Annotated in this window: 16 protein-coding genes; 12 read left to right on the top strand and 4 right to left on the bottom strand. The window is 69.4% G+C overall.

The window, feature by feature from the left end; all coding sequences use genetic code 11:
- Positions 1-7: 7 nt before the first annotated feature.
- The 3 genes from lgt to ACRSBM_RS06015 are packed head-to-tail and all read left to right on the top strand — an operon-like array spanning position 8 to position 3,067.
- A complete protein-coding gene (gene lgt, locus ACRSBM_RS06005; protein WP_434452984.1) occupies positions 8-979 on the top strand; it encodes a prolipoprotein diacylglyceryl transferase in 972 nt (323 codons plus the stop codon).
- 3 nt (positions 980-982) lie between these two features.
- Positions 983-1,645 (top strand): response regulator transcription factor, encoded by a 663-nt coding sequence (locus ACRSBM_RS06010; RefSeq protein ID WP_434440497.1) that lies wholly within the window; start codon positions 983-985, stop codon positions 1,643-1,645.
- 48 nt (positions 1,646-1,693) lie between these two features.
- Positions 1,694-3,067: an ATP-binding protein gene (locus ACRSBM_RS06015; RefSeq protein WP_434440499.1), complete on the top strand. Its 1,374-nt coding sequence runs from the start codon at positions 1,694-1,696 to the stop codon at positions 3,065-3,067.
- On the opposite strand, the gene ACRSBM_RS06020 is transcribed toward ACRSBM_RS06015, so the two are convergent.
- Positions 3,036-3,935, bottom strand: a complete 900-nt coding sequence (locus ACRSBM_RS06020) for a TAXI family TRAP transporter solute-binding subunit (protein WP_434440501.1) — start codon at positions 3,933-3,935, stop codon at positions 3,036-3,038. The genes ACRSBM_RS06015 and ACRSBM_RS06020 overlap by 32 nt on opposite strands.
- Before the next feature lie 112 nt (positions 3,936-4,047).
- On the opposite strand from ACRSBM_RS06020, the gene dctA reads away from it, so the two are divergent.
- The 7 genes from dctA (at position 4,048) to ACRSBM_RS06055 (ending at position 15,655) form a co-directional block, all read left to right on the top strand.
- Positions 4,048-5,406 (top strand): C4-dicarboxylate transporter DctA, encoded by a 1,359-nt coding sequence (gene dctA / locus ACRSBM_RS06025; RefSeq protein WP_434440502.1) that lies wholly within the window; start codon positions 4,048-4,050, stop codon positions 5,404-5,406.
- A 542-nt stretch (positions 5,407-5,948) separates the two neighbouring features.
- The gene (gene gltB / locus ACRSBM_RS06030) at positions 5,949-10,472 is read left to right on the top strand and encodes a glutamate synthase large subunit (RefSeq protein WP_434440503.1); all 4,524 of its coding nucleotides are present in this window, start codon (positions 5,949-5,951) and stop codon (positions 10,470-10,472) included.
- A complete protein-coding gene (locus tag ACRSBM_RS06035) occupies positions 10,465-11,970 on the top strand; it encodes a glutamate synthase subunit beta (RefSeq protein WP_434440505.1) in 1,506 nt (501 codons plus the stop codon). Before gltB ends, ACRSBM_RS06035 begins: the two co-directional genes overlap by 8 nt.
- 407 nt (positions 11,971-12,377) lie before the next feature.
- Complete coding sequence (locus ACRSBM_RS06040; RefSeq protein ID WP_434440506.1) at positions 12,378-12,692, top strand: hypothetical protein; 315 nt, start codon at positions 12,378-12,380, stop codon at positions 12,690-12,692.
- 57 nt (positions 12,693-12,749) lie between these two features.
- A complete protein-coding gene (locus tag ACRSBM_RS06045) occupies positions 12,750-13,322 on the top strand; it encodes a carbonic anhydrase (protein WP_434440507.1) in 573 nt (190 codons plus the stop codon).
- Positions 13,323-13,334: 12 nt separating this feature from the next.
- A complete protein-coding gene (locus ACRSBM_RS06050; protein ID WP_434440509.1) occupies positions 13,335-14,663 on the top strand; it encodes a SulP family inorganic anion transporter in 1,329 nt (442 codons plus the stop codon).
- Between the two features lie 167 nt (positions 14,664-14,830).
- Entirely contained in the window at positions 14,831-15,655 is an 825-nt protein-coding gene (locus ACRSBM_RS06055) for a DNA/RNA non-specific endonuclease (RefSeq protein ID WP_434440510.1), read from the top strand.
- Here ACRSBM_RS06055 and ACRSBM_RS06060 read toward each other — a convergent pair.
- Positions 15,645-18,509 (bottom strand): NACHT domain-containing protein, encoded by a 2,865-nt coding sequence (locus ACRSBM_RS06060; RefSeq protein WP_434440511.1) that lies wholly within the window; start codon positions 18,507-18,509, stop codon positions 15,645-15,647. The two genes, ACRSBM_RS06055 and ACRSBM_RS06060, sit on opposite strands and share 11 nt — an antisense overlap.
- 81 nt (positions 18,510-18,590) lie before the next feature.
- The gene (locus ACRSBM_RS06065) at positions 18,591-20,513 is read right to left on the bottom strand and encodes a helicase-associated domain-containing protein (protein WP_434440513.1); all 1,923 of its coding nucleotides are present in this window, start codon (positions 20,511-20,513) and stop codon (positions 18,591-18,593) included.
- Positions 20,514-20,589: 76 nt separating this feature from the next.
- On the opposite strand from ACRSBM_RS06065, the gene ACRSBM_RS06070 reads away from it, so the two are divergent.
- The gene (locus ACRSBM_RS06070; RefSeq protein ID WP_434440515.1) at positions 20,590-21,237 is read left to right on the top strand and encodes a DUF2461 domain-containing protein; all 648 of its coding nucleotides are present in this window, start codon (positions 20,590-20,592) and stop codon (positions 21,235-21,237) included.
- Here ACRSBM_RS06070 and ACRSBM_RS06075 read toward each other — a convergent pair.
- A complete protein-coding gene (locus ACRSBM_RS06075) occupies positions 21,185-21,529 on the bottom strand; it encodes a VanZ family protein (RefSeq protein WP_434440517.1) in 345 nt (114 codons plus the stop codon). The genes ACRSBM_RS06070 and ACRSBM_RS06075 overlap by 53 nt on opposite strands.
- A 64-nt stretch (positions 21,530-21,593) precedes the next feature.
- On the opposite strand from ACRSBM_RS06075, the gene pyk reads away from it, so the two are divergent.
- A complete protein-coding gene (gene pyk / locus ACRSBM_RS06080; RefSeq protein ID WP_434440519.1) occupies positions 21,594-23,018 on the top strand; it encodes a pyruvate kinase in 1,425 nt (474 codons plus the stop codon).
- Positions 23,019-23,098 lie beyond the last annotated feature (80 nt).

Below are 23,098 nucleotides of genomic sequence, written 5' to 3' on the forward strand. Positions count from 1 at the left end.
CGCCGTGTTGGACGCCCTTCTGGCCACGATCCCGAGTCCCGACCGCGGTGTTTGGTACCTCGGTCCGCTCCCTATCAGGGCCTACGCGCTGTGCATCATCGCCGGCATCATCGTCGCCATCTGGTGGGGTGAACGTCGCTGGGTCGCACGCGGCGGCATCAAGGGCGAGGTCACCGACATCGCCGTGTGGGCGGTGCCGTTCGGCCTGGTCGGCGGGCGGATCTACCACGTCATCACCGACAACCAGAAGTACTTCGGGCCGGGCAAGGACCCGCTCGCGGCACTGGAGATCTGGAACGGCGGCCTCGGCATCTGGGGTGCCATCGCGCTCGGTGCCGTGGGTGCGTGGATCGCATGTCGCCGCAGGGGCATTCCGCTGCCCGCGATGGCGGACGCGCTGGCGCCCGGCATCGTCGTGGCGCAGGCCATCGGGCGGCTCGGCAACTACTTCAACCAGGAGCTCTACGGTGGCGACACGACGTTGCCGTGGGGTCTCGAGATCTACCGCCGCGTCACGCAGGACGGGCGTGAGGACGCGCTCGCCGGCGTCGCGATCGACCACACGCCGATCCAGGTCGTGCACCCGACGTTCCTCTACGAGCTGCTGTGGAACCTCGGTGTCGCCGTGCTGATCGTGTGGGCGGACCGCAAGTTCCGGCTCGGCCACGGGCGGGTGTTCGCGCTGTACGTCGCGGGCTACACGGCCGGCCGGTTCTGGATCGAGCTGATGCGCACCGACGAGGCGACGCTGATCTTCGGCCAGCGCGTGAACGTGTTCGTGTCGGCACTCGTGTTCCTCGGTGCGATCGCCTACTTCGTCATCGCCAAGTCGCGCGGTGAGCGTGAGGACGTCGCAGCGCTGCGCAGCAGCACCGGCGAACCCGTTGAGGCCGAAGTGGCGCAGACCGGGAGCGTCGAGGACGACGAAGCCGCCGCGAAGGACAAGAAGGACTCCCCGGAGTCCGTCAAACCGGAGTGATCTGTGCGCGTGCTCGTCGTCGAGGATGACGACCGGGTGGCCAGAGGCCTGCTGACCGCGTTGCGGCACGCCGGCTACGAGGTGCATCGGGTGGCCACGGCCGCCGACGCGTTGCGTGCCGCGCCCGCCGACGTGGTGCTGCTCGACCTCGGCCTGCCCGACGGGGACGGCCTGGAGGTGTTGCGCGAGCTGCGGCACCGTCCGGGCACGGCCGTCATCACGGTGACCGCGCGCGGCGAGGAACGCGAACGCGTGCTCGGGCTGCGGGCGGGCGCGGACGACTACGTGGTGAAGCCGTTCGGTACGTCCGAGCTCCTCGCCCGGATCGAGGCCGTGCTCCGCCGCACCCGCACCCACCGGGCGGAGCCGGACAGCGAGGGGCCGATCCAGGTCGGCCCGCTTCAGCTCTCCGCCTCCACGCGCGCCGTCACGCTGGACGGCGCGCCGCTGTCGTTGACGCGCAAGGAGTTCGACCTGCTCGCCCTGCTCGCGACGAGGGCGGGCGAGGTGGTGAGCCGCGACTTCATCGTGGACCAGGTGTGGCAGGCGCACTGGGAGGCGCCGTCGCGGACGCTGGACACGCACATCGCGGCGCTGCGCGGAAAGCTCGGCGACCACGTCAGGATCGAGACGGTCCGGGGTGTCGGCTACCGCCTCGCCACGTGACGAGGCTCCGAGAGACATCCGCAGGTGGGTGCGGAACAATCGCAACCGATGCTCCGCCGACTGCTCGTCATCATGGTTCCGCTGCTCGTCGCCCTGGTCGCGGCGCTCGGCATTCCGCTGGCGTCCGCGGTGGTGCAGCGCGAAACGCAGACCACGTACCTCGACCGCCTCGGTGACGCCAGCCGGTTCGCCTCCCTCGGCGAGAGCGCGCTGCAGTCGGACCGGCTGGAGGCGCTGAGCCAGGAGATCCAGCGCTACGACAACCTCTACGGCATCCCGGTCGCGCTGGTCAGCGCCGACAAGCGGATCGTGCTGGCCTCGCGGCAGGGGTTCAACCCCAGCGACGACCCCGAGGTCACCGGGCTGCTCAACACGGCGCTGAACGGCGGCATCCGGCCCGAACCCGACTACACGGGCTGGCCGTGGCGCACCGGGCCGATGGTCGTCGTCGAACCGGTCGGCCGTGACAGCGAGGTGGTGGCCGCCGTCGTCACCATTTCGCAGACGCGCGGCCTGCGGACCGAGGTGCTGCGGCAGTGGGGGCTGATGGCGCTGGCGGGCCTCGCCCCGATGCTCGCCGTGGTCGCCGCCGCCTGGCCGATGTCGCGGTGGGTGCTGCGGCCCGTCAGCAGGCTCGACGAGGCCACCGCGGCCGTCGCCGGGGGCAACCTCGACGTCCGGGCGGACGAGGTGGGCGGGCCGCCGGAGCTGCGCAGGCTCGCGAAGAGCTTCAACACGATGGTCGACGTCGTCGGCAGGGCGCTGAACAGGCAGAAGGCGTTCGTCGCCGACGCGTCGCACCAGCTGCGCAACCCGCTGGCCAGCCTGCGGCTCGCCGTGGACAACCTCGAACCGCACATCCGCGGCGAGGACGCGCTGGAGGCCCACCAGATCGCCGTCGAGGAGGCCGAGGAGATGGGGCGCGTGCTCGACACGCTGCTCGCCGCGACCCGCCTCGACAGCGCCCGGCAGACCGAACCGGTCGAGATCGACCAGCTCATCACCACCCACCGGGCGGCCTGGCAGGCGCTCGCGACCAGGTCGGGCCTCACGCTGAAGATCGACGTGCCGGCGGGCCTCACCATGCAGGAACCGCCGGGCGGGCTCGGCAGCGTGCTCGACGAGCTGGTCAGCAACGCGGTCCGGCTCGCCAACGCGACCGAGGTCGTGGTCACCGGCAAGCCCGGTGAGCTGCACGTCATCGACAACGGCGACGGTCTCAGCCGCGAGGAACGCGACCTCGCGCTGCAGCGGTTCTGGCGTGCGCCCAAGCACCAGAACATCGCCGGTACCGGACTCGGGCTCGCGATCTGCGCCGAACTCATCTCCTCGGCCGGCGGCACGCTCACGCTGCACGACGCCGGCCCCGGCCTGGACGTGAAGGTCGCCCTCAGCGCTTCACGGAACGGAACCAACGCATAGCGCCCTCGTGCAGCGGCACGAGACCGGTGGCGATGCCGGTGCGGACGTTGATCCGCGACGCCTCCGGGTGGCCCTGCACGATCCGCGCGGTCTCGGTGAAGACCGTGCGCGTCACGACCTCCACCACGTCCGGGCTCAGCGACTCGCGCGCCAGCAGCAGGTTCGGCACCGCGAACGTCTGGTTCGCCGACACGCCCTCGTAGGTGGTGCTCGGGATCGTTGCCGGGATGTACGGGCCCTTGTACTCGTCGGCGAACCTGACGGCCTCGTCCGGGATGTTGATCAGCCGCACGTTGCCCAGCAGGTCGGTGATCGCGGGCGTCGGGATGCCGGTCAGCGCCAGCAGCGCGTCCAGCGACCCGTCCGCGACCCGGCGCGAGGCCTCCGCGTGCGCCATGCGTTCGTCCATTGCGGACAGTTTGAAGAACTCGAACATCCGCTCGGCGGTGAACTCCGTGCCGGAACCGATGGGGCCCAACGAGATCCGCTTGCCCGCGAGGTCGGAGAAGGTGTGGATCGGTGACGCCGCCGGCACCGCGATCTGCATGAAGCTGTCGTAGAGCCGCCCGACCGCGCGGACGCTCTGCGGGTCGTCGATCGGGTCCAAAGAGGACAAGGCGAGCTGCGCCTCACCGGAACGCAGCAGCTGCAGGTTCTCCACCGACGCGGCGGTGGGGATGGCGGTGACCTTCGTGCCGGGCAGCTGCTCGGCCAGCGCGGCCGCCAGCGCCCCGCCGACCTCGCGGAAGACGGCGCCCTCCGGACCGGTCGCGAGCAGCAGTTCAGCGGGAGCCTCGACCTTGCGCGGGGTGCACCCGGCAAGAGCCAGTCCGGCCCCTAGCAGAAGCGTGCGACGGCTGAGCGACACCGGCGAAGCCTAGCTGTTACGTCAGGGCTGTCTGAAGTTTCCCGGCGTCGGCTTGTCGGGCCTGGTGGCGCCGCTCACTCTCTGTCCCAACACGAAGTTCGAGGAGGAACAAGTGGCGACCACCACCACAGGCCGCAAACCGATCTACAAGCACCTCTACTTCTGGGTGCTGGTATCCATCGTGCTGGGCGCCGCCGTCGGCTTCCTGTTCCCGAAACAGGCGTCGGAGATGAAGTGGCTCGCCGACCTGTTCGTGAACCTCGTCAAGGTCGTCATCGCGCCGACCATCTTCGCGACGATCATCGTCGGCATCGCGGGCCTCGGAAACCTCGCCAAGGCGGGCGGGCTCGCACTGCGGACGATCCTCTACTTCACCGCGATGACCACGGTGGCGCTCGCCATCGGCCTCATCGTCGTGAACATCGTCCAGCCGGGTCACCACGGCGGCGAGATCACGCTCAACGCGAGCCAGGCGGACGCCACGCTGAAGTCGGCGTCGACGGCGGAGACCGGCGTCACCGGCTTCATCCTGAGCCTGGTGCCGAAGTCGTTCGTCAGCGCGTTCACCGACGGTCAGCTGATCCAGGTGCTCGTGGTCGCCATCCTGGTGGCCGTCGCGGTCGCCGGCATGGGTGAGCGTGGTGCCAAGGTCGTCTCCGCGATGGAGACGCTCTCCAAGGTGATGTTCGGCATCATCAAGATCGTCATGTACGTCGCGCCGATCGGCGCCTTCGGCGGCATCGCCTACACCGTCGGCAAGTTCGGCGGCAGCGTGCTCGGCAAGCTGCTCTGGCTGATGGGCTCGTTCTACGCCACCTGCATCTTGTTCGTGATCGTGGTGCTTGGTCTCGTGGCGAAGTTCGCGGGCTTCAGCCTCTTCAAGTTCCTGCGCTACATCAAGGACGAGATCCTGATCGTGCTCGGCACCTCGTCGTCCGAGTCGGTGCTGCCGCGCATGATGGTCAAGCTGGAGGCGGCGGGCGCGCAGAAGTCGGTCGTTGGCCTCACCATCCCGACCGGGTACTCGTTCAACCTCGACGGCACCTGCATCTACCTGACGATGGGTGCGATCTTCATCGCCCAGGCCACCGGTCACGACGTGTCGATCGGTGTCCAGATCGGCCTGCTGCTGTTCATGCTGATCGCGTCAAAGGGCGCGGCGGGCGTCACCGGCGCCGGCCTCGTCACCCTGGCGGCCTCGCTGCAGGCCTTCGAGGCCCACTCGGCCATCCCCGCGGTCGGCATCGCGCTGATCGTCGGCATCGACCGCTTCATGTCCGAGGCCCGCGCCATCACCAACGTGATCGGCAACGGTGTCGGGTCGCTCGTGGTCGCCGCCTGGCAGAAGGGCCTCGACAAGGAGCGCCTGACCGAGGTTCTCAACAACCCCGGCAGCGTCGACGTCGACGACCTGCTGGCCAAGCAGTCCGGCGAGGGCGGGGAGAAGAAGGAGCCGGTCGCGGCTCACTGAGACGTCCGTGGCCGGAGGCGTCTCTTCCCGCCTCCGGCCACGCGACCAGCGACCTCCAGGTATGCCGAGGTCCCGCTCTCCCCGCCTGCGGCGCGGGGTGGACGGGGCCTCGGTCTCGTTTGGCAGCCAACAACCCTGGCGTGCGCGAATGGACGGTGCCCGCGCGGTCACGGTCGGTCCAGGTGAGCGTCCGCTAACTGGGACGGCAGGCGGCTGACGAGCCAAAACAGCGGGATACCCAGCTATTCCAGTGTCAAACCGCGAATGTCGCGCAGCTCTCATCAGGCTGGACCGAGATGAACGGTCGGTTACGCTAACCCGGCTGTAACGAACACCGACGTTGGCGGCAATGTCGCTCCGCAGTGGGGAATCGTTACACATCCATGACCTAGATCACCCATTGGCGGGTGTCCCTGGGTTTCGCGGCTGTTAAAGTCGCGTCAACACGCGGGCCATCGTCGTCCCGTGCTCCCACCTGTTGGTTCGAGGTCTGAGCACGAGGACTTTGTTCTTTAGCGAGGACGACGAAGGAGGTCTGCGCAGTGATCTTCTCCGCCATCCCCGGCCCCCAGGGTCTCTACGACCCGGCTGATGAGCGCGACGCCTGTGGTGTCGCCATGGTGGCCGACATCCAGGGCAGGCGTTCCCACGGCATTGTGAGCGATGCCCTGACCGCGCTGGCGAACCTGGAGCACCGGGGCGCGGCCGGCGCCGAGCCCACCTCTGGTGACGGTGCCGGCATTCTTCTGCAGCTCCCGGACGAGTTCCTGCGTGCTGTGGTCGAGTTCGACCTGCCAGAGCGCGGGCAGTACGCGGCGGGAATCGCTTTCCTGCCGTTTGAGTGCGAAGAACGCGCCTCCGCGATGCGGCAGATCGAACGCCTCGCCGAAGAGGAGAACCTCGTCGTTCTCGGCTGGCGCGATGTCCCGGTCGACCCGGAGAAGGCAGGCGTCGGCCCGACCGCGATGTCCGTGGCGCCGCACTTCGCGCAGCTGTTCGTGCGCGGCACGCGCGACGAGGCCGGGATCGCCCTGGACCGCCTGGCTTTCTGCCTGCGCAAGCGGGTCGAGCACGAGGGCAGCGTCTACTTCCCGTCGCTGTCGGCGCGCACGATCGTCTACAAGGGAATGCTGACGACCGAGCAGCTGCCGGCGTTCTTTCCCGACCTGCACGACGAGCGCCTCTACACGGCGATCGCGTTGGTGCACAGTCGTTTCTCCACGAACACCTTCCCGTCGTGGCCGCTCGCGCACCCGTTCCGGTTCGTCGCGCACAACGGTGAGATCAACACCGTCCGCGGCAACCGCAACCGCATGCGTGCCCGCGAGGCGTTACTGGAGAGCGACCTGATCCCGGGCGACCTCGCCCGGCTGTTCCCGATCTGCAACCCGGACGGCTCGGACTCGGCGTCGTTCGACGAGGTCCTGGAGCTGCTGCACCTCGGTGGCCGCAGCCTGCCGCACGCGGTGCTGATGATGATCCCGGAGGCGTGGGAGAACCACGCCACGATGGACCCGAAGCGCCGCGCTTTCTACCAGTTCCACGCGTCGTTGATGGAGCCGTGGGACGGCCCGGCCTGCGTCACGTTCACCGACGGTGAGCTCGTGGGCGCGGTCCTCGACCGCAACGGTCTGCGTCCCGCCCGCTGGTGGCAGACCGCCGACGGCCGCGTCGTGCTGGCGTCCGAGACCGGTGTGCTCGACGTGCCGTCCGACCAGGTGGTCGCGAAGGGCCGCCTGCAGCCCGGCCGCATGTTCCTGGTGAACACCGCCGAGGGCCGGATCATCGACGACGAGGAGTTCAAGTCGTCGCTGGCCTCGGAGTCGCCCTACGACGAGTGGCTGCACGCCGGCCTGCTCGACCTCGCCGACCTGTCGGACCGCGAGCACGTCGTGCAGAGCCACGAGTCCGTCGTGCGCCGCCAGCTCACCTTCGGCTACACCGAGGAGGAGCTGCGGATCCTGCTCACGCCCATGTCGATCATGGGCATGGAGCCGCTGGCCTCGATGGGCAGCGACACCCCGGTCGCCGCGCTCAGCCAGCGTTCCCGGCTGCTCTACGACTACTTCGTGCAGAACTTCGCGCAGGTCACGAACCCGCCGCTGGACGCGATCCGCGAAGAGATCGTCACGTCCGTCAAGCGCGTGATGGGCCCCGAGCAGAACCTGCTCGACCCCGGCCCCGTCTCGTGCCGCCACGTGACGCTGGACTACCCGGTCATCGACAACGACGAGCTCGCCAAGCTCATCCACATCAACGACGACGGCGACCTGCCGGGCTTCGCCTGCACCGTCCTGTCCGGACTGTACGAAGTGGACGGCGGCGGCGAGGCGCTCAGCCTGGCCATCGAGCGCGTGCGCCGCGAGGCGTCGGAGGCCATCGCGAACGGCGCCCGGACGCTGGTGCTGAGCGACCGCGACTCCGACCACCGGATGGCGCCGATCCCGTCGCTGCTGCTCGTCTCCGCGGTGCATCACCACCTGGTGCGCACCAAGGAACGCCTGCGCGTCGCACTCGTCGTCGAGTCCGGTGACTGCCGCGAGGTCCACCACGTCGCCGCGCTGCTGAGCTACGGCGCCGCCGCGGTGAACCCGTACCTCGCGTTCGAGACGATCGAGGACCTGATCAGCCAGGGCGCCATCACCGGCGTGCCCGCGCACAAGGCGATCCGCAACTACGTCAAGGCGCTCGTCAAGGGCGTCCTGAAGATCATGTCGAAGATGGGCATCTCGACCGTCGGCGCCTACACCGCGGCGCAGATCTTCGAGGCCGTCGGCCTGTCCAACGACCTGCTCGACGAGTACTTCACCGGCACGCAGTCCAAGCTCGGCGGCGCCTCCCTGGACGTGCTCGCCGAGGAGGTGGCGCTGCGCCACCGCCGCGCGTACCCGGACAACCCCACGGACCGCGCGCACCGCAGGCTCGAGGTCGGCGGCGAGTACTCGTACCGCCGCGAGGGCGAACTGCACCTGTTCACGCCGGAGACGGTGTTCCTGTTGCAGCACGCCACGAAGACGCGCAAGGAGGACGTCTTCCGCCAGTACACGGCGGAGGTCGAGCGCATCTCGCGGCAGGGCGGCACGTTGCGCGGGCTGTTCAAGTTCCGCAACGAGGGACGCACGCCAATCCCGATCGACGAGGTCGAGCCCGTCAGCTCGATCGTCAAGCGCTTCAACACCGGCGCCATGTCGTACGGCTCGATCTCGGCCGAGGCGCACGAAACCCTTGCCATCGCGATGAACCGCCTCGGTGGCCGGTCGAACTCCGGTGAGGGCGGCGAGGACCGCGAGCGCCTCTACGACCCGGAGCGCCGTTCCGCGGTGAAGCAGGTCGCGAGTGGACGGTTCGGCGTCACGAGCGAGTACCTCGTGAACGCCACGGACATCCAGATCAAGATGGCGCAGGGCGCGAAGCCCGGCGAGGGCGGCCAGCTGCCCGGCTTCAAGGTCTACCCGTGGGTCGCGCGCACCCGGCACTCCACGCCGGGCGTCGGTCTCATCTCGCCGCCGCCGCACCACGACATCTACTCGATCGAGGACCTGGCGCAGCTCATCCACGACCTGAAGAACGCGAACGAGCAGGCACGGGTGCACGTGAAGCTCGTCTCGTCGATCGGCGTGGGCACGGTCGCGGCGGGTGTCGCCAAGGCGCACGCGGACGTCGTGCTGATCTCGGGCTACGACGGCGGCACCGGTGCTTCGCCGATCAACTCGCTGAAGCACGCGGGAACGCCGTGGGAGATCGGCCTCGCCGAGACCCAGCAGACGTTGCTGCTCAACGGTTTGCGCGACCGCATCACCGTCCAGGTCGACGGCGCGATGCGCACCGGCCGGGACGTCGTCGTCGCGGCGCTGCTGGGCGCCGAGGAGTTCGGCTTCGCCACGGCGCCGTTGATCGTCGCGGGCTGCGTGATGATGCGCGTCTGCCACCTGGACACCTGTCCGGTCGGCGTCGCGACGCAGAACCCGGACCTGCGCGCCCGCTACACCGGCCAGGCCGACCACGTCGTGAACTTCTTCGAGTTCATCGCGCAGGAGGTCCGCGAGATCCTGGCGGAGCTCGGTTTCCGCACGATCGACGAGGCCGTCGGGCACGCGGAACTGCTCGACAAGGACGAGGCGATCGAGCACTGGAAGGCGGAGGGCCTGAACCTGAACCCCGTCTTCGAGGTGCCGGAAACCCCGTACCCGACGGCGAAGCGCAAGATCCGCGACCAGGACCACGGCCTGGACAAGGCACTGGACCGCACGCTGATCCAGCTCGCCGAGGCGGCGCTGGAGGACGCGCACCAGGTCAACCTGGAACTGCCGGTCCGCAACGTCAACCGCACGGTTGGCACGCTGCTCGGCGCCGAGGTCACCCGCCGCTTCGGCGGCGAGGGCCTGGAGGACGACACGATCCGGGTGAAGCTGACCGGCTCGGCCGGCCAGTCGCTCGGCGCGTTCCTGCCGCGCGGCATCACGCTCGAGATGGTCGGCGACGCGAACGACTACGTCGGCAAGGGCCTGTCCGGCGGGCGGATCATCGTCCGGCCGCACGACGACGCGCCGTTCCGCGCCGAGCAGCAGGTGATCGCGGGCAACGTGATCGGCTACGGCGCCACGTCCGGTGAGGTCTTCCTGCGCGGACGCGTCGGCGAACGGTTCTGTGTGAGGAACTCCGGCGCCTTGCTGGTGGCGGAGGGCGTGGGCGACCACGCGTTCGAGTACATGACCGGTGGCCGGGCAGTGGTGCTGGGGCCGACCGGGCGCAACGTCGCGGCCGGCATGTCCGGCGGTATCGCGTACGTGCTCGACCTGGACCCGTTGTCGGTGAACCAGGAGATGGTGAATCTGCAGCGCCTCAGCGCCGAGGACCTGCGTTGGCTCAAGGACGCCGTCACCAAGCACCACCAGCACACCGGTTCCGCGGTGGCTGCGTCGCTGCTCGGTGACTGGACCCGTCGGGCCGGTGCGTTCACGAAGGTCATGCCCGGCGACTACCAGCGCGTTCTCGAGGCCATGCGCCTCGCGCGCGCTGAGGGCCGGGACGTTGACGCGGCTGTCATGGAGGCGTCTCGTGGCTGATCCACAGGGTTTCATGAAGTACTCCCGCTCCGACGCGCCGAAGCGTCCGAAGCCGGAGCGGTTGCAGGACTGGAACGAGGTCTACCTCGCCGAGGAACCGGCGGAGCGCAACGCCGCCGTGCGTACGCAGGCGACGCGGTGTATGGACTGCGGCATTCCCTTCTGCCACAGCGGAACCGCGGGCTGTCCGCTCGGGAACCTGATCCCCGAGTGGAACGACCTGGTGCGCCGCGGCGACTGGGAGCTGGCCTCGGACCGCCTGCACGCCACCAACAACTTCCCGGAGTTCACGGGTCGTCTGTGCCCCGCACCGTGTGAGGCCGCCTGCGTCCTGGCGATCTCGCACGACGCGGGCGGTGCCGTCGCGATCAAGCGCGTGGAAGAGACGATCGCGGACATGTCGTGGGAGAACGGCTACGTGCAGCCGTCCCACGCTGCCGTGTCCTCGGGCAAGCGCGTCGCGGTGGTCGGCTCCGGTCCCGCCGGACTCGCCGCCGCCCAGCAGCTGACCCGCGCCGGGCACGAAGTCGTCGTGTACGAACGGGACGACCGTCTTGGCGGGCTGCTGCGGTACGGCATCCCCGAGTTCAAGATGGAGAAGAAGGTCCTCGACCGCCGGCTCACGCAGCTTCGCCGTGAGGGCACCAAGTTCGTCACCGGCTGTGAGGTCGGCGTCGACATCACGGTCGAGCAGCTGCGTGCCGAGTTCGACGCGGTCGTGCTCGCGGTGGGCGCGCTGCGCGGCCGTGACGACAAGACGACTCCGGGACGCGAGCTCAAGGGCGTGCACCTCGCGATGGACCACCTGGTCCCCGCGAACCGCGCCGTCGAGGGCGACGGCCCGTCCACGATCTCGGCTGAGGGCAAGCACGTCATCGTCATCGGCGGTGGCGACACGGGCGCCGACTGCTACGGCACCGCGACCCGCCAGGGCGCGTTGTCGGTGACGCAGCTCGACCAGTACCCGATGCCGCCCTCGGTGCGCGACGACGACCGTTCGCCGTGGCCGGTGTGGCCGCACATCCTGCGCACGTACCCCGCGCACGAGGAGGCCGGCGAACGCCGCTTCACCGTGGCGGTGCGCCGTTTCGTCGGTGACGACGACGGCCACGTGCGCTTCATCGAGCTGCAGCAGGTGCGCGTCGAGAAGGACTCGTCCGGCCGCCGCTCGGTCGTACCGATCTCCGACGAGATCGAGGTGCTGCCCGCGGACATGGTGCTGCTGGCCATCGGCTTCGAGGGCGTCGAGCACATGCGGCTCCTGGACGACCTCGGAATCTCCCTGACGCAGCGCGGCACGATCTCGTGCGGCTCCGACTGGCAGACGACCGCGCCCGGCGTGTTCGTCTGCGGGGACGCCCACCGCGGCGCTTCCCTCGTGGTGTGGGCGATCGCGGAGGGCCGGTCCGTGGCCAACGCCGTGGACAGCTTCCTCACGGGTTCCTCGAACCTGCCCTCGCCGGTCATCCCCAACCAGCTTCCGCTCGCTGTGGTCTGACAACGGAGTCCGACCTGCGGAGAGCAGCATGACGCCCCGGCCGACAACGACGTCGGCCGGGGCGTTCGCCTTTCCTGCCTTGTCATCGCGATGAACTTCGGCGAAACTTTCCCGCTCGCCGTCGAGCCGGATTCGCATATGTGTCCCGATCGCCACATTCTGTGTCACGTGCCATTCGGTTACCGACCGTGTGGATCGGGCCGAGATCGAGTGTCGGTTGTCCACTAATCGGCATATCTACCAAACAAGACGCTCACTCTCCGCATATGTACTTTTCTGTGAAACCAGAAATCCTTTCGGGTGAACCTGGTGTCACATACGGGCAAAACCAGTCTCGTATATCGCGAAGGTTGTCCAGTTCGGGCGAAACTGGTAGTTCTAGATCAACTCGGTCAGGGGGTGAGAGCATGCGCAGCGTCCTTCTGGCTGTCGTCGTCGCCTTGTGCGCCGTGCTCGCTCCGGCCGTCACTCCCGCGTCCATCGGCGCACCGCCGCCGAAGTCCAAGACGTCCGCTCCCAAGGAGGAAGCGCCCCGCGAGGAACGCGAGACGAGCCGTCTGCGCTTGCTCGTGACCTCGGTCGAGCGCGAGTCCACGGTCGCCAGGCCGTCCTTCGTGACGGTGTTCGCGGCCCACGCCGAACCCGGCCTCACGCTGGTGTCCGCCGCCGAACCGATAGCGGTGTGGCGCACACCCTCCGCGCTGCAGGTGTTCAGAAACTGATCGATGCGCTTCTCCCGATCAAACCGAACACTTTTCTCATAGCAGTGAGGGATTCCCATGGACTTCCATCGCTTTGTTCAGCATGCCCGCGCACACGCCGCATCGCGTTCACGCGCGCAGGGCCGCAAGCTCGCCGCGGGCCAGCAACCCACGACGATGTTCATCACCTGTGCCGATTCGCGCATCGTGACGGCGGCCATCACCGGCGCCGAACCCGGCTCGTTGTTCGAACTCCGCACGGCGGGCAACATCGTCCCGCCGTACTCGCTCACGGCGCCGTCCAGCGAGATGGCGACGATCGAGTTCGCTGTTCTGCAACTGGGCGTCAGTGAAATCGTCGTCTGTGGCCACTCCCATTGCGGTGCGGTGGGAGCTCTGAACGGTGGCGCCATCGACCACCTGCCCGCGATGCGCGGCTGGCTGCGTCCCCAGCAGCCGGGCACGCCGTCCGACCCGGCGATGCGTTCGGAAGGGCAGGCGCACGTCCGCGCCCAGCTCGAGGTCCTGCTGGCGTACCCGTTCGTGGCCGAGAAGGTCGCCGCGGGCTCGTTGCGCGTCCACGGCTGGTTCTACGACATCGAGACCGGCGAGGTCTCCGCGTGTGCCGAGCACGCCTTCCTTCCGCTGTAGGGGTCTCTGGTGATGAAGAAACATTGGGCCGATCTCGGCGCATCGGTCGTCGTGTTCCTGGTGGCGCTACCGCTGTGCGTGGGCGTGGCGGTGGCGTCGGGCGTCCCGGCCGAACTCGGCATCGTGACGGGTGTGGTGGGCGGCATCGTCGTCGGCCTGCTGCCCGGCAGCACGATGCAGGTAAGCGGACCGGCCGCCGGCTTGACGGTGCTGGTGGCGGACGCCGTCGGCAAGCACGGACTCCAGGCGCTGGGCGTCATCGTCCTCGGCGCGGGCCTGCTGCAGGTCGCGCTGGGCTTAGCGAGGTGCGGACGCTGGTTCCGCGCCATCTCCCCGGCCGTGGTGCAGGGCATGCTCGCGGGCATCGGCCTGGTGCTGATCTTCGGACAGCTCAAGCCGATCGTGGCGTCCCCGGTCGCACTGGCATTGGGCCTGCTCACCGTGGTCATCATGCTGCTGTGGCAGCGGACCCCGCTCCGGGTCGTGCCGGGCGTGCTGGTGGGTGTGATCGTCTGCACCGGCGTCGCGGCGCTGTTCGCGTCACCGGTGGACAAGATCGTGGTCGGCACCCTGTCGACCGACGTCCACCTGCCGAACTTCTCGTTGCTGGACACGGGAGTCATCGGCGCGGCCGTGGTGTTCGCGCTCGTCGCGTCGGCGGAAAGCATGTTCAGCGCCGCCGCTGTGGACCGCATGCACGACGGCCCGCGCACGCAGTACAACAAGGAACTGGTCGCGCAGGGCGTCGGCAACACGATCTGCGGCCTGCTCGGCGCGCTGCCGATGACGGCGGTGATCGTCCGTAGCTCGGCCAACGTCTCCGCCGGTGCCCGCACGAAGGCGTCGCGGGTCCTGCACGGCGTGTGGCTGCTGCTGTTCGTCGTACTGCTACCGGGCCTGCTGACGCTGATCCCGGTCGCCGTGCTGGCGGCGGTGCTCGTGCACGCCGGGTGGAAACTCCTCGGCCTCAAGCAACTGGTCACGTTGTGGCGCACCGACAAGCCGGAAGGCGCGGTCCTCGTGCTGACCGCCGGTCTCATCGTGGCCACCGACCTGCTGACCGGAACGCTCGTCGGCCTCCTGGCGGCGGTCGTGAAGACGGCCTGGGACGTGTCCCGCCTGTCCGTGGTCGTCACGCCGGACGGCGTCGCGCTGCGCGGCAACGCGACCTTCCTGCGCCTGCCCAGGCTGCTGGACGAGCTGGACCGGGTCGACCGCGAGCACGTCCGGATGGACCTGAGCGGGGTCCGGCACCTCGACCAGGCCTGCGGCCAGGCGATCGACCAGTGGGTGGACGAGTCACGGCGGGCCGGCAAGACCGTCGAACTGGTCGGCCGATAGCGCACGCGGGGAGCCTTCGTACTGTCCGGCGGTACGGAGGCTCCCCGCCGCGCGGACGGGAAACTGATCGCGAAGAGCTGATGAACACTGGGCCGTTCGGGTGCATCCGGGTAACGGCCCCATGAGATGAGTCGACCCTGAGAATGAACCAGTAGGGGGCGACACACATGACCAGCACAGCCGTGAAGATCGGGTTCGACGCGGAGTTCCTCGGCACCGCCGCGGGCACCCCGGTCCTGACCGAGTCGGGCGCAGCCGACGCGGTCGAGCTCGACGGCTCGACCACCATCGACTACACGCACTTCTCGCTCGCGATGAGCAGGTCCCGCAAGTTCGCGAGCTGGGTCGCGTGGAACATCGACGGCGGCGAGATGAAGGCACTGAGCCGCAGCAACATCCCGTTCGTCAAGGACCCGCGCATCCCGGCCGAGTTCCAGACCGGCGACGAGCTCTACCGCGACAACAGACTCGACCGCGGCCACCTCGCGCGCCGCGCCGACCTGTGCTGGGGGCCGAAGTCGGAGGCGCAGCGGGCGAACAAGGACTCGTTCTTCTTCACGAACATCACGCCGCAGATGGACGACTTCAACCAGAGCACCAAGGAAGGGCTCTGGGGCCGGCTGGAGGACGCGGTGCTCGCCGACGTCGACGTCGACAACCTCAGGGTCAGCGTCTACGGCGGACCGGTCTTCAACGCCGACGACAGGGTGTTCCGCGGCGTCGCGATCCCGCGCGAGTTCTACAAGGCGATCGCGTTCGTCGTGGACGGCGAGCTGCGGTGCAGCGCGTTCCTGCTCACCCAGAACCTCGTGCTCGCCGAGGCGCTCGACCTCGACGAGTTCCGCGTGTTCCAGGTGTCGCTGACCGAGCTGGAGAAGCGCACGAGCTTCACCTTCCCGGACGCGCTGCAGGCCGCCGACACGGCATCGGTCCAGCTGCTCGACGAGTCCGAGCGCAAGCCCCTTGACAGCCTCGGCGACATCAGGTGGTGATGCTCACCCCGGGCAACGCCTGACGCAGTTCCTCCAGCCGGGCAAGCGATTCCGGCTGGTGCACGATGAGGTGTTCCAACGCGGGCAGCACGCGCAGCGAGTCCGCGGCAGGCACGCCGAACACCTCCAGGACAGCGATGGACGGCCACCGCTCCAGCCCCGTCAGCTCGTAGGGCGGGCGGTGGTCGATCGCCAGCTCGCGCAACGCGGGCAGCGGCGGCAACGCAGCCAGCCCCTCGTCGATCGCCGAGTCACGGATCTGCAGGCGACGTACGGCACCGCCCTCCAGCGACGCCAGGTCGACCCGGCTGAAGTGCAGGTGCAGCTCGTCGAGGTCCTTCACCGGCGCCAGGTCGATCCGCCCGAGTGGACGGCACCGGCTCAGGTGCAGTTCCTTCAGCGACCCCGAGGCGGCCAGCGGCGAGAGGTCGCGCATGACCTCGTTCTGCCACAACTCCAGCCGGTGCAGCGACGGCATCGAGCCCAGCGGGTCGAGCGGGTTGATGTTGCCGATGCACCGCACGTACCGCAGCTTCTCCAGGTGCATGATGAACTGGATCCGGTGCCAGCCGCGCACGTCGACCCGGCGGTCGCCGAAGTCCACTTTGGACAGCACGGTCCGTGCGTACTTCTCGGCGTCCGGCGTGTTCCGCCACGCCCGCAGCAGCTCGTCGATGACCATCGCGTGGTCCACGGCGACGAACTCGGCGATCCGCTCCCACGCGGCCTCGCCGCCGATGTTCGCGAGCGTCCGCACGATGTACGCGGCTTCCTCGGACGCCTCCGGTCCCGGCAGCAGGTCCACGACGAACGACCCGGCCTCGGACAACGCGTCGGCGTGCGCGAAGCTCGTCGGCGGGATCAGCGAGGCGGCGGCGGACGTCACCTGCGCCCGCGCGGTCTCCGGTTCGATCACATCGGCCTGCTCCAGGCACGCCAGGGCGAGCAGCCGCAGCCTGTCCCGCCCGCGCTCGTCCTTGCGCGTGTCGTCGTTGCCCGCCAACAGGTCCATCAGCACGCGGGCCCGTTCGCGTGGCCGGGCGTGCGCGACCGCCATGACCACGACGTCGTGCCACTCGTCGAGATGTGCCCTGTCCACCAACAGGTTCAGGTCGCCTGCGTCCACGACCTCCTTGGCCGCCAGGTAGTCCCGGAACGTCCGATGCACGAACTGCACGCGCTCGAACTGCACCTCCCGCAGCAACCCGGCGCGTTCGAGCAACCGCTGCATCGCCTCGTCCGGGTCGATGTCGTGCGACCGCAGCCCGCGCATCGCGTTCCCGAGCCGGTGCACGGCTTCCTCGCGAGGCACCATCAGCTCCCGGTTGCGCACCAACGAGTACGCGAACCGTTGCAGCAGGACGAGCTGCTCTTCCTTGGAGAACGACGGCAGCGCGAGCCCGCGGTCCTCGTCCCACCGCACCAGCAGCAGGTCGAGCGCGGCCTCGTACAGCGACCGGCGGTCGCGCGGCAGGTGCATGTTCCGGTCCTGGTGCAACGCGCACAACAACCCGGCCAGCAACGGACTCGACGCGAGCCGCCGCAGGTCGGGCCGCTTCGCGAGCGTGCCCACCAGCCGCGCCTCGCAGTCGGTCAGCCACACCCGCGCGTCCCGCGTCAGGCCCGGCTCGTCGCGGGCCGCGGTGTGCCAGGCCTCCACGAAGTCGCGCACACCCTTGTCGCTCAACGGCAACAGGTCGAACGCCGCGAAGTCGACGTCGTCGAGCCAGTCCTCCGGCACCGCGGCGGGACGTGTGGTGATCGCGTACCGGGCCTGCGGGTAGGCGTTGACGAGCTTCTCGAGCCACAGCCGGGCCTCGGCCCGCCGCTCCGGCACCAGCTCGTCCACGCCGTCCACCAGGACCAGCGCGCGCCCCTCCTTGAGCCGCGCGGTGACCCATCCCGCCGGCTTCTCCTCCTCGATCATGGAGGCGGTCGAGGAGATGAACTGCTCCGGCTTCGGCAACGTCGTGTACTGCCGCAACGGCACGAAGAACGGCACCAGCCCGAGCCACTCGTTGCCCGAGGTCCGCGTCTCGCCCAGCGCGTTCATCGCGAGCCAGCGCAGGAACGTCGTCTTGCCCGCGCCCGCGCCACCGCGGATCAGCACCCTGGGCGTGTCCGCCAGCGCCGCCGCCACCGGCAGCCCGGCCCCCGTCAGCTCGTCGGTGTCACCGACCCGCGCCACCGCCAGCGACACGTACGAGGTGTCGAACGAGTGCCGCCGCGGCGCCCGCCCCCGGGACACCCCGAACAGCTCCAGCCCGCCCAGCGCGTGCGCGACCTGGTCGGCGTAGCGGTCCTCGAAGTCGCGATGTGCCGCCGCCAGCGCGAGTTGCTGCTGGTCGGCGAGCCGGGCCACCGCGTCGGCGGTCGCCCGGCCGATCCGGAACATCTCCACCGCGAGCCGCCGGGCGTACTCCGGCTGCGACCACACCAGCTCCACGACCGCGGTGCAGACCCGCAGCAGCAACGCGTCGTAGACCGCCGTCGCATGGTCGGACAGGCCTGCCGCGCGCCGGATCTTCACCGACCTGGCCAGCACGTGGGCCCGCAGCGCCTCCGGCGTCAGCATCACCCGCAGCGCCTCGTCGGGCCGCAACGGCAGCGAGGCCTCGATGGACTCGCGGACCGCGTCCACGGCGGCCTGCCACTCGTGCTGCTCGACGGTGCTCAGCTCACCACGGGCGAGTTCGGCGCTGACGCGCTCCACCAGTGGTCCCGGCCTGGTCAGCTCGCGCTTGCGCTTCTTGTCCCTGGCGCCCTTGTGCACGACGTCGAAGAGACCGAGCAGCACGCGCTCCAGCACGGTCTCCAGCACCATCAGCAGTCCGGCGGAAAACGGATCGGCCACACTGCCAGTATCAGCGCGTGATCACCGCGGTCAGCGGAACTTCACCAGCTGTTCATCCCGGCTGGAATCACCGGGCTGGAATCAGCCGGTGGGAAGCAGCACCTTGCGGACGTGGCCGATGTCGAACTCGCGGCTCGACCCGTCCTCGCACTCCGCGGTCAGCACGCCTTCCAGGTGCTTGGTCGGGATGATCAGGTGCGTGTCCGTCCTGCGCGGGCCGCTCGCGTACTTGATCTCGACGCGGCTCCCGTCCACCAGCGCCGAGGCGAGGACCAGCACCTCGTCGTCGCGCAGGACGACGTTCTGGTCACGCAGCATCCGTGCCGCGTCGGCGCGCGGCATGCCCCGCCCGGCGCTCGGGCGTTCCTGCTCCACCAGCCGGACCGCGAGCTGGGCCAGCTCCAGGTCCGTCAGCTCGGTACGCCACCACGTGTCCTGACGGCGCTCGCCACGGGCCGCCGCCCGCACCCGCTCGAGCCGCTCCACAATGGACTGATCACCGCCGTCCACGCCGGTCGGCGCGTAGCCGGACCGGCGCAACGCCGCCAGCGTCTCCGCCATCGGCCGGGCCGACGCCAGCACCGTCGGCGCCAGGAACCGCAGCTTCAGCGACGCCAGCCGCTTCGACCGGGCGATCTCCTGCAGCAGCGCGGGATCCGACCCCCGGATGCAGCTCGCCACGTCCGTGACCGTCAGCTGCCCGTGCCGCCGCGCCACGTCCTGCACCTGGTACTCGATCACCTGCGGCAACGGCGCCTCCGACACGGCGGCCAGCCGCGCGAGCACCTCCTGGGCCGACAGCCCCGAGTCCAGTGCCCGCCGCACCGACCCGGCGGACAGGCGCCACACTCGTGCGGCGTCGTTGTCCTCCAGGTCCGCCACCAGGTTCAGCGTCGCGCTCAGCTCCGGCGACGGCAGCCCGTTCACCACCGCGGTCATGTCCGTCTGGAACGCGGCCTTCTCCGCCGCCGGCGGCATCAACCGGGTCGCGGCGGCCTCGACGTCCCCGCCCTGGAGCACGGCCACACCTAACGGGGTGAGCGCGCCCCCGGCCACCAGTCCCAGTGCCTCCATCTCACCGATCACCGCCGCGGTCGCCCGCGGGTCGTGCACGGCGGGGCGTTCCCAGGCCAGGTCGGCGACCAGGTCGGCGGTGTTCGTGAAGGCTTCCTCCGCCGAGAACCGCTCCAGCGTGCCGCGGCGCAGGACCAGCCCGTGCGCGCCGGTGTAGTCGCGCAACGCCGCCCGCGCCAGGTCCGGTTCGGGCCGCCAGTCCATCCGCCGCCACGCGGTGACCAGCGCCGCGAGCCGCGGGCCTGGCTGCGAGTCGAGCCAGGCATCGCCGTGCTGGGTGGGCAGCAACCGGGAGCGGTTCACCCCGAGCAGCTGTGCCTCGACCGCGAGCTCCAGCCACAGCCGCAGCACGCCGTCCGGTATCCGCAGCGCCCGCGCGACCCGCCGGATCTCCACCGTCGCCACGCCACCGGTGTAGCGGGCGTCGAACGTGTCCTGCTCGCAGTGGGCCAGCAGCCGCGCGACTCCGTCCACAGTGGACATGGCCGGCACGATCGGGGAGGTCTCCGACGCCCTGCGCCGCGCCGGGGGCTTCGGCCGCGGTGTCAGCTGCCCGCGCACCGCGCCGGTCGCCCGCACCGAGTTCACCGCGATGAGCCGCGGCCCCTCCGGCCACGCCAGCGCCCGTTGCTTCAGCTCGCCCAGCGCCCGTTCGAAGTCGCCGGTCGAGCACCGCAGTTCGGCGCACAGCGTGTCGATGGTCGCGGAGTTGCCCTGCGCCACGATCGCGCCGAGCACGTCGAGCGCGCCTTGGTCCAGTGTGTCCTCGACGGCGTGCACGGAGTCGGAGTCGGTGAGCTGCGTCGCCAGGTCCTTCAGCGTCCGGAGGTAGCGGTCCGCCACATCTCGGCGGTGCATGAGTATCGAGGCCACCTCGTCCGGCCCGAGTTGAAGGAGCCAGGTCGCGAGCGCGTTGATACGGCGTGGCATTCGTCGGATTATGGCCCAGATTGTCAGCACTCAAACGAATTTTCACGCGCATGGGCGATCCGCCTAGGCTGACTCGGTGACATTCAGCGGTTTCGGCGAGTACGCCATCGACTTCTACGACGGCCTCGTGCTGGACAACTCGAAGGCGTACTGGGACGACAACAAGGAGACCTACCTGCGCGACGTGCGGGGCCCGATGGAAGCGCTGCTGCTCGCCCTGGAGAAGGAGTTCGGCGAGGGCAAGGTGTTCCGGCCCTACCGCGACGTGCGCTTCGCCAAGGACAAGACGCCGTACAAGGACCACTGCGGCGGTGTCGTCGAGAAGGGCCGCGGCGGCGGCGCCTACTACGTGCAGCTCAGCCCCGAGGGGCTGATGACCGGCGGTGGCTCGTTCCACATGCAGCCCGACCAGCTCGCCCGCTACCGCGCCTCGGTCGGCGCGCACGGCGTGCTGCTCCGCCGGATCGTCGACAAGCTGCTCAAACAGGGCTGGGACCTGGCCGGTGACGTGATGAAGTCGAAGCCGCGCGGGTTCGCCGACGACCACCCGCACCTCGACCTGCTCCGGCACCGGTCGATCTACGTGCGCAAGGTCTGGGAGCCCGACGACGTGCTGCACGAGCCGGAGTGCCTCGACCGCGTGCGCAAGGCGTGGCGGCAGCTCAGGGACTTCAACGCGTGGTGCGAGGACCACGTCGGCGTGAGCGAATCGCCCAGGCGGTAGCCCAGCCCAGCGCGATGCCGGCGACGTCCACCAGCGCGTCGACCACGTCGCCACTGCGGTGCAGCGGCGTGATGACCTGCTGGAGGACCTCCGAGACGCCCGCGTAGGCGACCAGCGCCAGCAAGATGTGAGGAATCCTCGCGTATAGGCCGGTGAACGCCAGCAGGGCGAACAGCAGCGTGTGGATCACCTTGTCCGTACCGGGCGGAGCGGTCGGCACACCTGACTCGGGGGTGAACAACACGACGACGCTGAGCAACGCCGCGATCACGAACGGGAAGACTCGACCCATTGTCAGAACATTACCGAGGAGTAGTTCGGGATCGGTCCAGGAACGGGGTCTACTCTCTCTAGACGTGAGTCGACGCGCAAAGATCGTCTGTACCCTCGGTCCCGCCACTGGCACGCCGGACAAGGTCCGCGACCTGGTAGCGGCCGGTATGGACGTGGCCAGGATGAACTTCAGCCACGGCAGCCATGCCGACCACAAGCAGGTCTACGACATGGTCCGCGCGGCAGCCGACGAGTCCGGCCGCGCCGTGGGCATCCTCGCCGACCTCCAGGGTCCCAAGATCCGGCTCGGCCGGTTCGCGGCAGGCCCTGTCGACTGGAACACCGGCGACATCGTCCGCATCACCGTCGAGGACGTCGAGGGCACGCACGACCGCGTGTCGACGACGTACAAGGAACTCGCGAAGGACGCCAAGGTCGGCGACCGCATGCTCGTGGACGACGGCAAGGTCGCCCTCGTGGTCGTGGACGTCGAAGGTTCCGACGTCGTGGCCGAGGTGACCGAGGGCGGGCCCGTCAGCAACAACAAGGGCCTCTCGCTGCCCGGCATGGACGTCTCCGTGCCGGCGCTGTCGGAGAAGGACATCGAGGACCTCGAGTTCGCGCTCTCGCTGGGCGTGGACTTCATCGCACTGTCGTTCGTGCGCTCGCCCGCGGACATCGACCTGGTCCACCAGATCATGGACCGCTCGGGCAGCAAGCGTCTCCCGGTCGTCGCCAAGATCGAGAAGCCGGAGGCAGTGGACAACCTCGAGGCCATCGTGCTGGCCTTCGACGGCGTCATGGTCGCCCGCGGTGACCTGGGCGTCGAGCTGCCGCTGGAGCACGTTCCGCTCGTGCAGAAGCGCGCGATCCAGATCGCCCGCGAGAACGCCAAGCCGGTCATCGTCGCGACGCAGATGCTCGACTCGATGATCACCAACTCCCGCCCGACCCGCGCCGAGACCTCCGACGTCGCGAACGCGGTGCTCGACGGCGCGGACGCCCTGATGCTCTCCGGTGAGACCTCGGTCGGCCGCTACGCCATCGAGTCCGTGCAGACCATGGGCCGCATCATCGAGGCAGTCGAGACCGAGTCGGTCGTCGTGCCGCCGCTGACCCACGTCCCGCGCACCAAGCGCGGCGTGATCTCCTACGCGGCCCGCGACATCGGCGAGCGCCTCAACGCCAAGGCCCTGGTCGCGTTCACGCAGTCCGGCGACACGGTCCGCCGGCTGGCCCGGCTGCACACGCACCTGCCGCTGCTGGCGTTCACGCCGGAGCCCGCGGTGCGCTCGCAGCTCGCGCTGACGTGGGGCACCGAGACCTTCCTGGTCCCGCGGGTGGAGTCCACCGACGAGATGGTCCGCCAGGTCGACACGGCCATGATCGAGATCGGCCGCTACCAGGCCGGCGACCTCATGGTCGTCGTCGCCGGATCGCCTCCCGGCACCATCGGGTCGACGAACCTCATCCGGGTGCACCGGCTGGGGGAGGACGACCACGCGTAAGTGCTCCGGCTCTCAGTCTGGTGCGTCGTGATGCCGGCCCCGCTCCCTCATACTGGAGGAGCGGGGCCATTGCCTTGCTG

The organism is Lentzea xerophila, assembly GCF_051094245.1.
GTDB lineage: Bacteria > Actinomycetota > Actinomycetes > Mycobacteriales > Pseudonocardiaceae > Lentzea > Lentzea xerophila.

Coding starts and splice junctions, on each gene's coding strand:
- ACRSBM_RS06055 (WP_434440510.1), top strand. CDS start 14,831: ATGACCAGCACAGCCGTGAAGATCGGGTTCGACGCGGAGTTCCTCGGC.
- ACRSBM_RS06040 (WP_434440506.1), top strand. CDS start 12,378: ATGCGCAGCGTCCTTCTGGCTGTCGTCGTCGCCTTGTGCGCCGTGCTC.
- ACRSBM_RS06050 (WP_434440509.1), top strand. CDS start 13,335: ATGAAGAAACATTGGGCCGATCTCGGCGCATCGGTCGTCGTGTTCCTG.
- ACRSBM_RS06015 (WP_434440499.1), top strand. CDS start 1,694: ATGCTCCGCCGACTGCTCGTCATCATGGTTCCGCTGCTCGTCGCCCTG.
- ACRSBM_RS06065 (WP_434440513.1), bottom strand. CDS start 20,513: ATGCCACGCCGTATCAACGCGCTCGCGACCTGGCTCCTTCAACTCGGG.
- ACRSBM_RS06045 (WP_434440507.1), top strand. CDS start 12,750: ATGGACTTCCATCGCTTTGTTCAGCATGCCCGCGCACACGCCGCATCG.
- ACRSBM_RS06075 (WP_434440517.1), bottom strand. CDS start 21,529: ATGGGTCGAGTCTTCCCGTTCGTGATCGCGGCGTTGCTCAGCGTCGTC.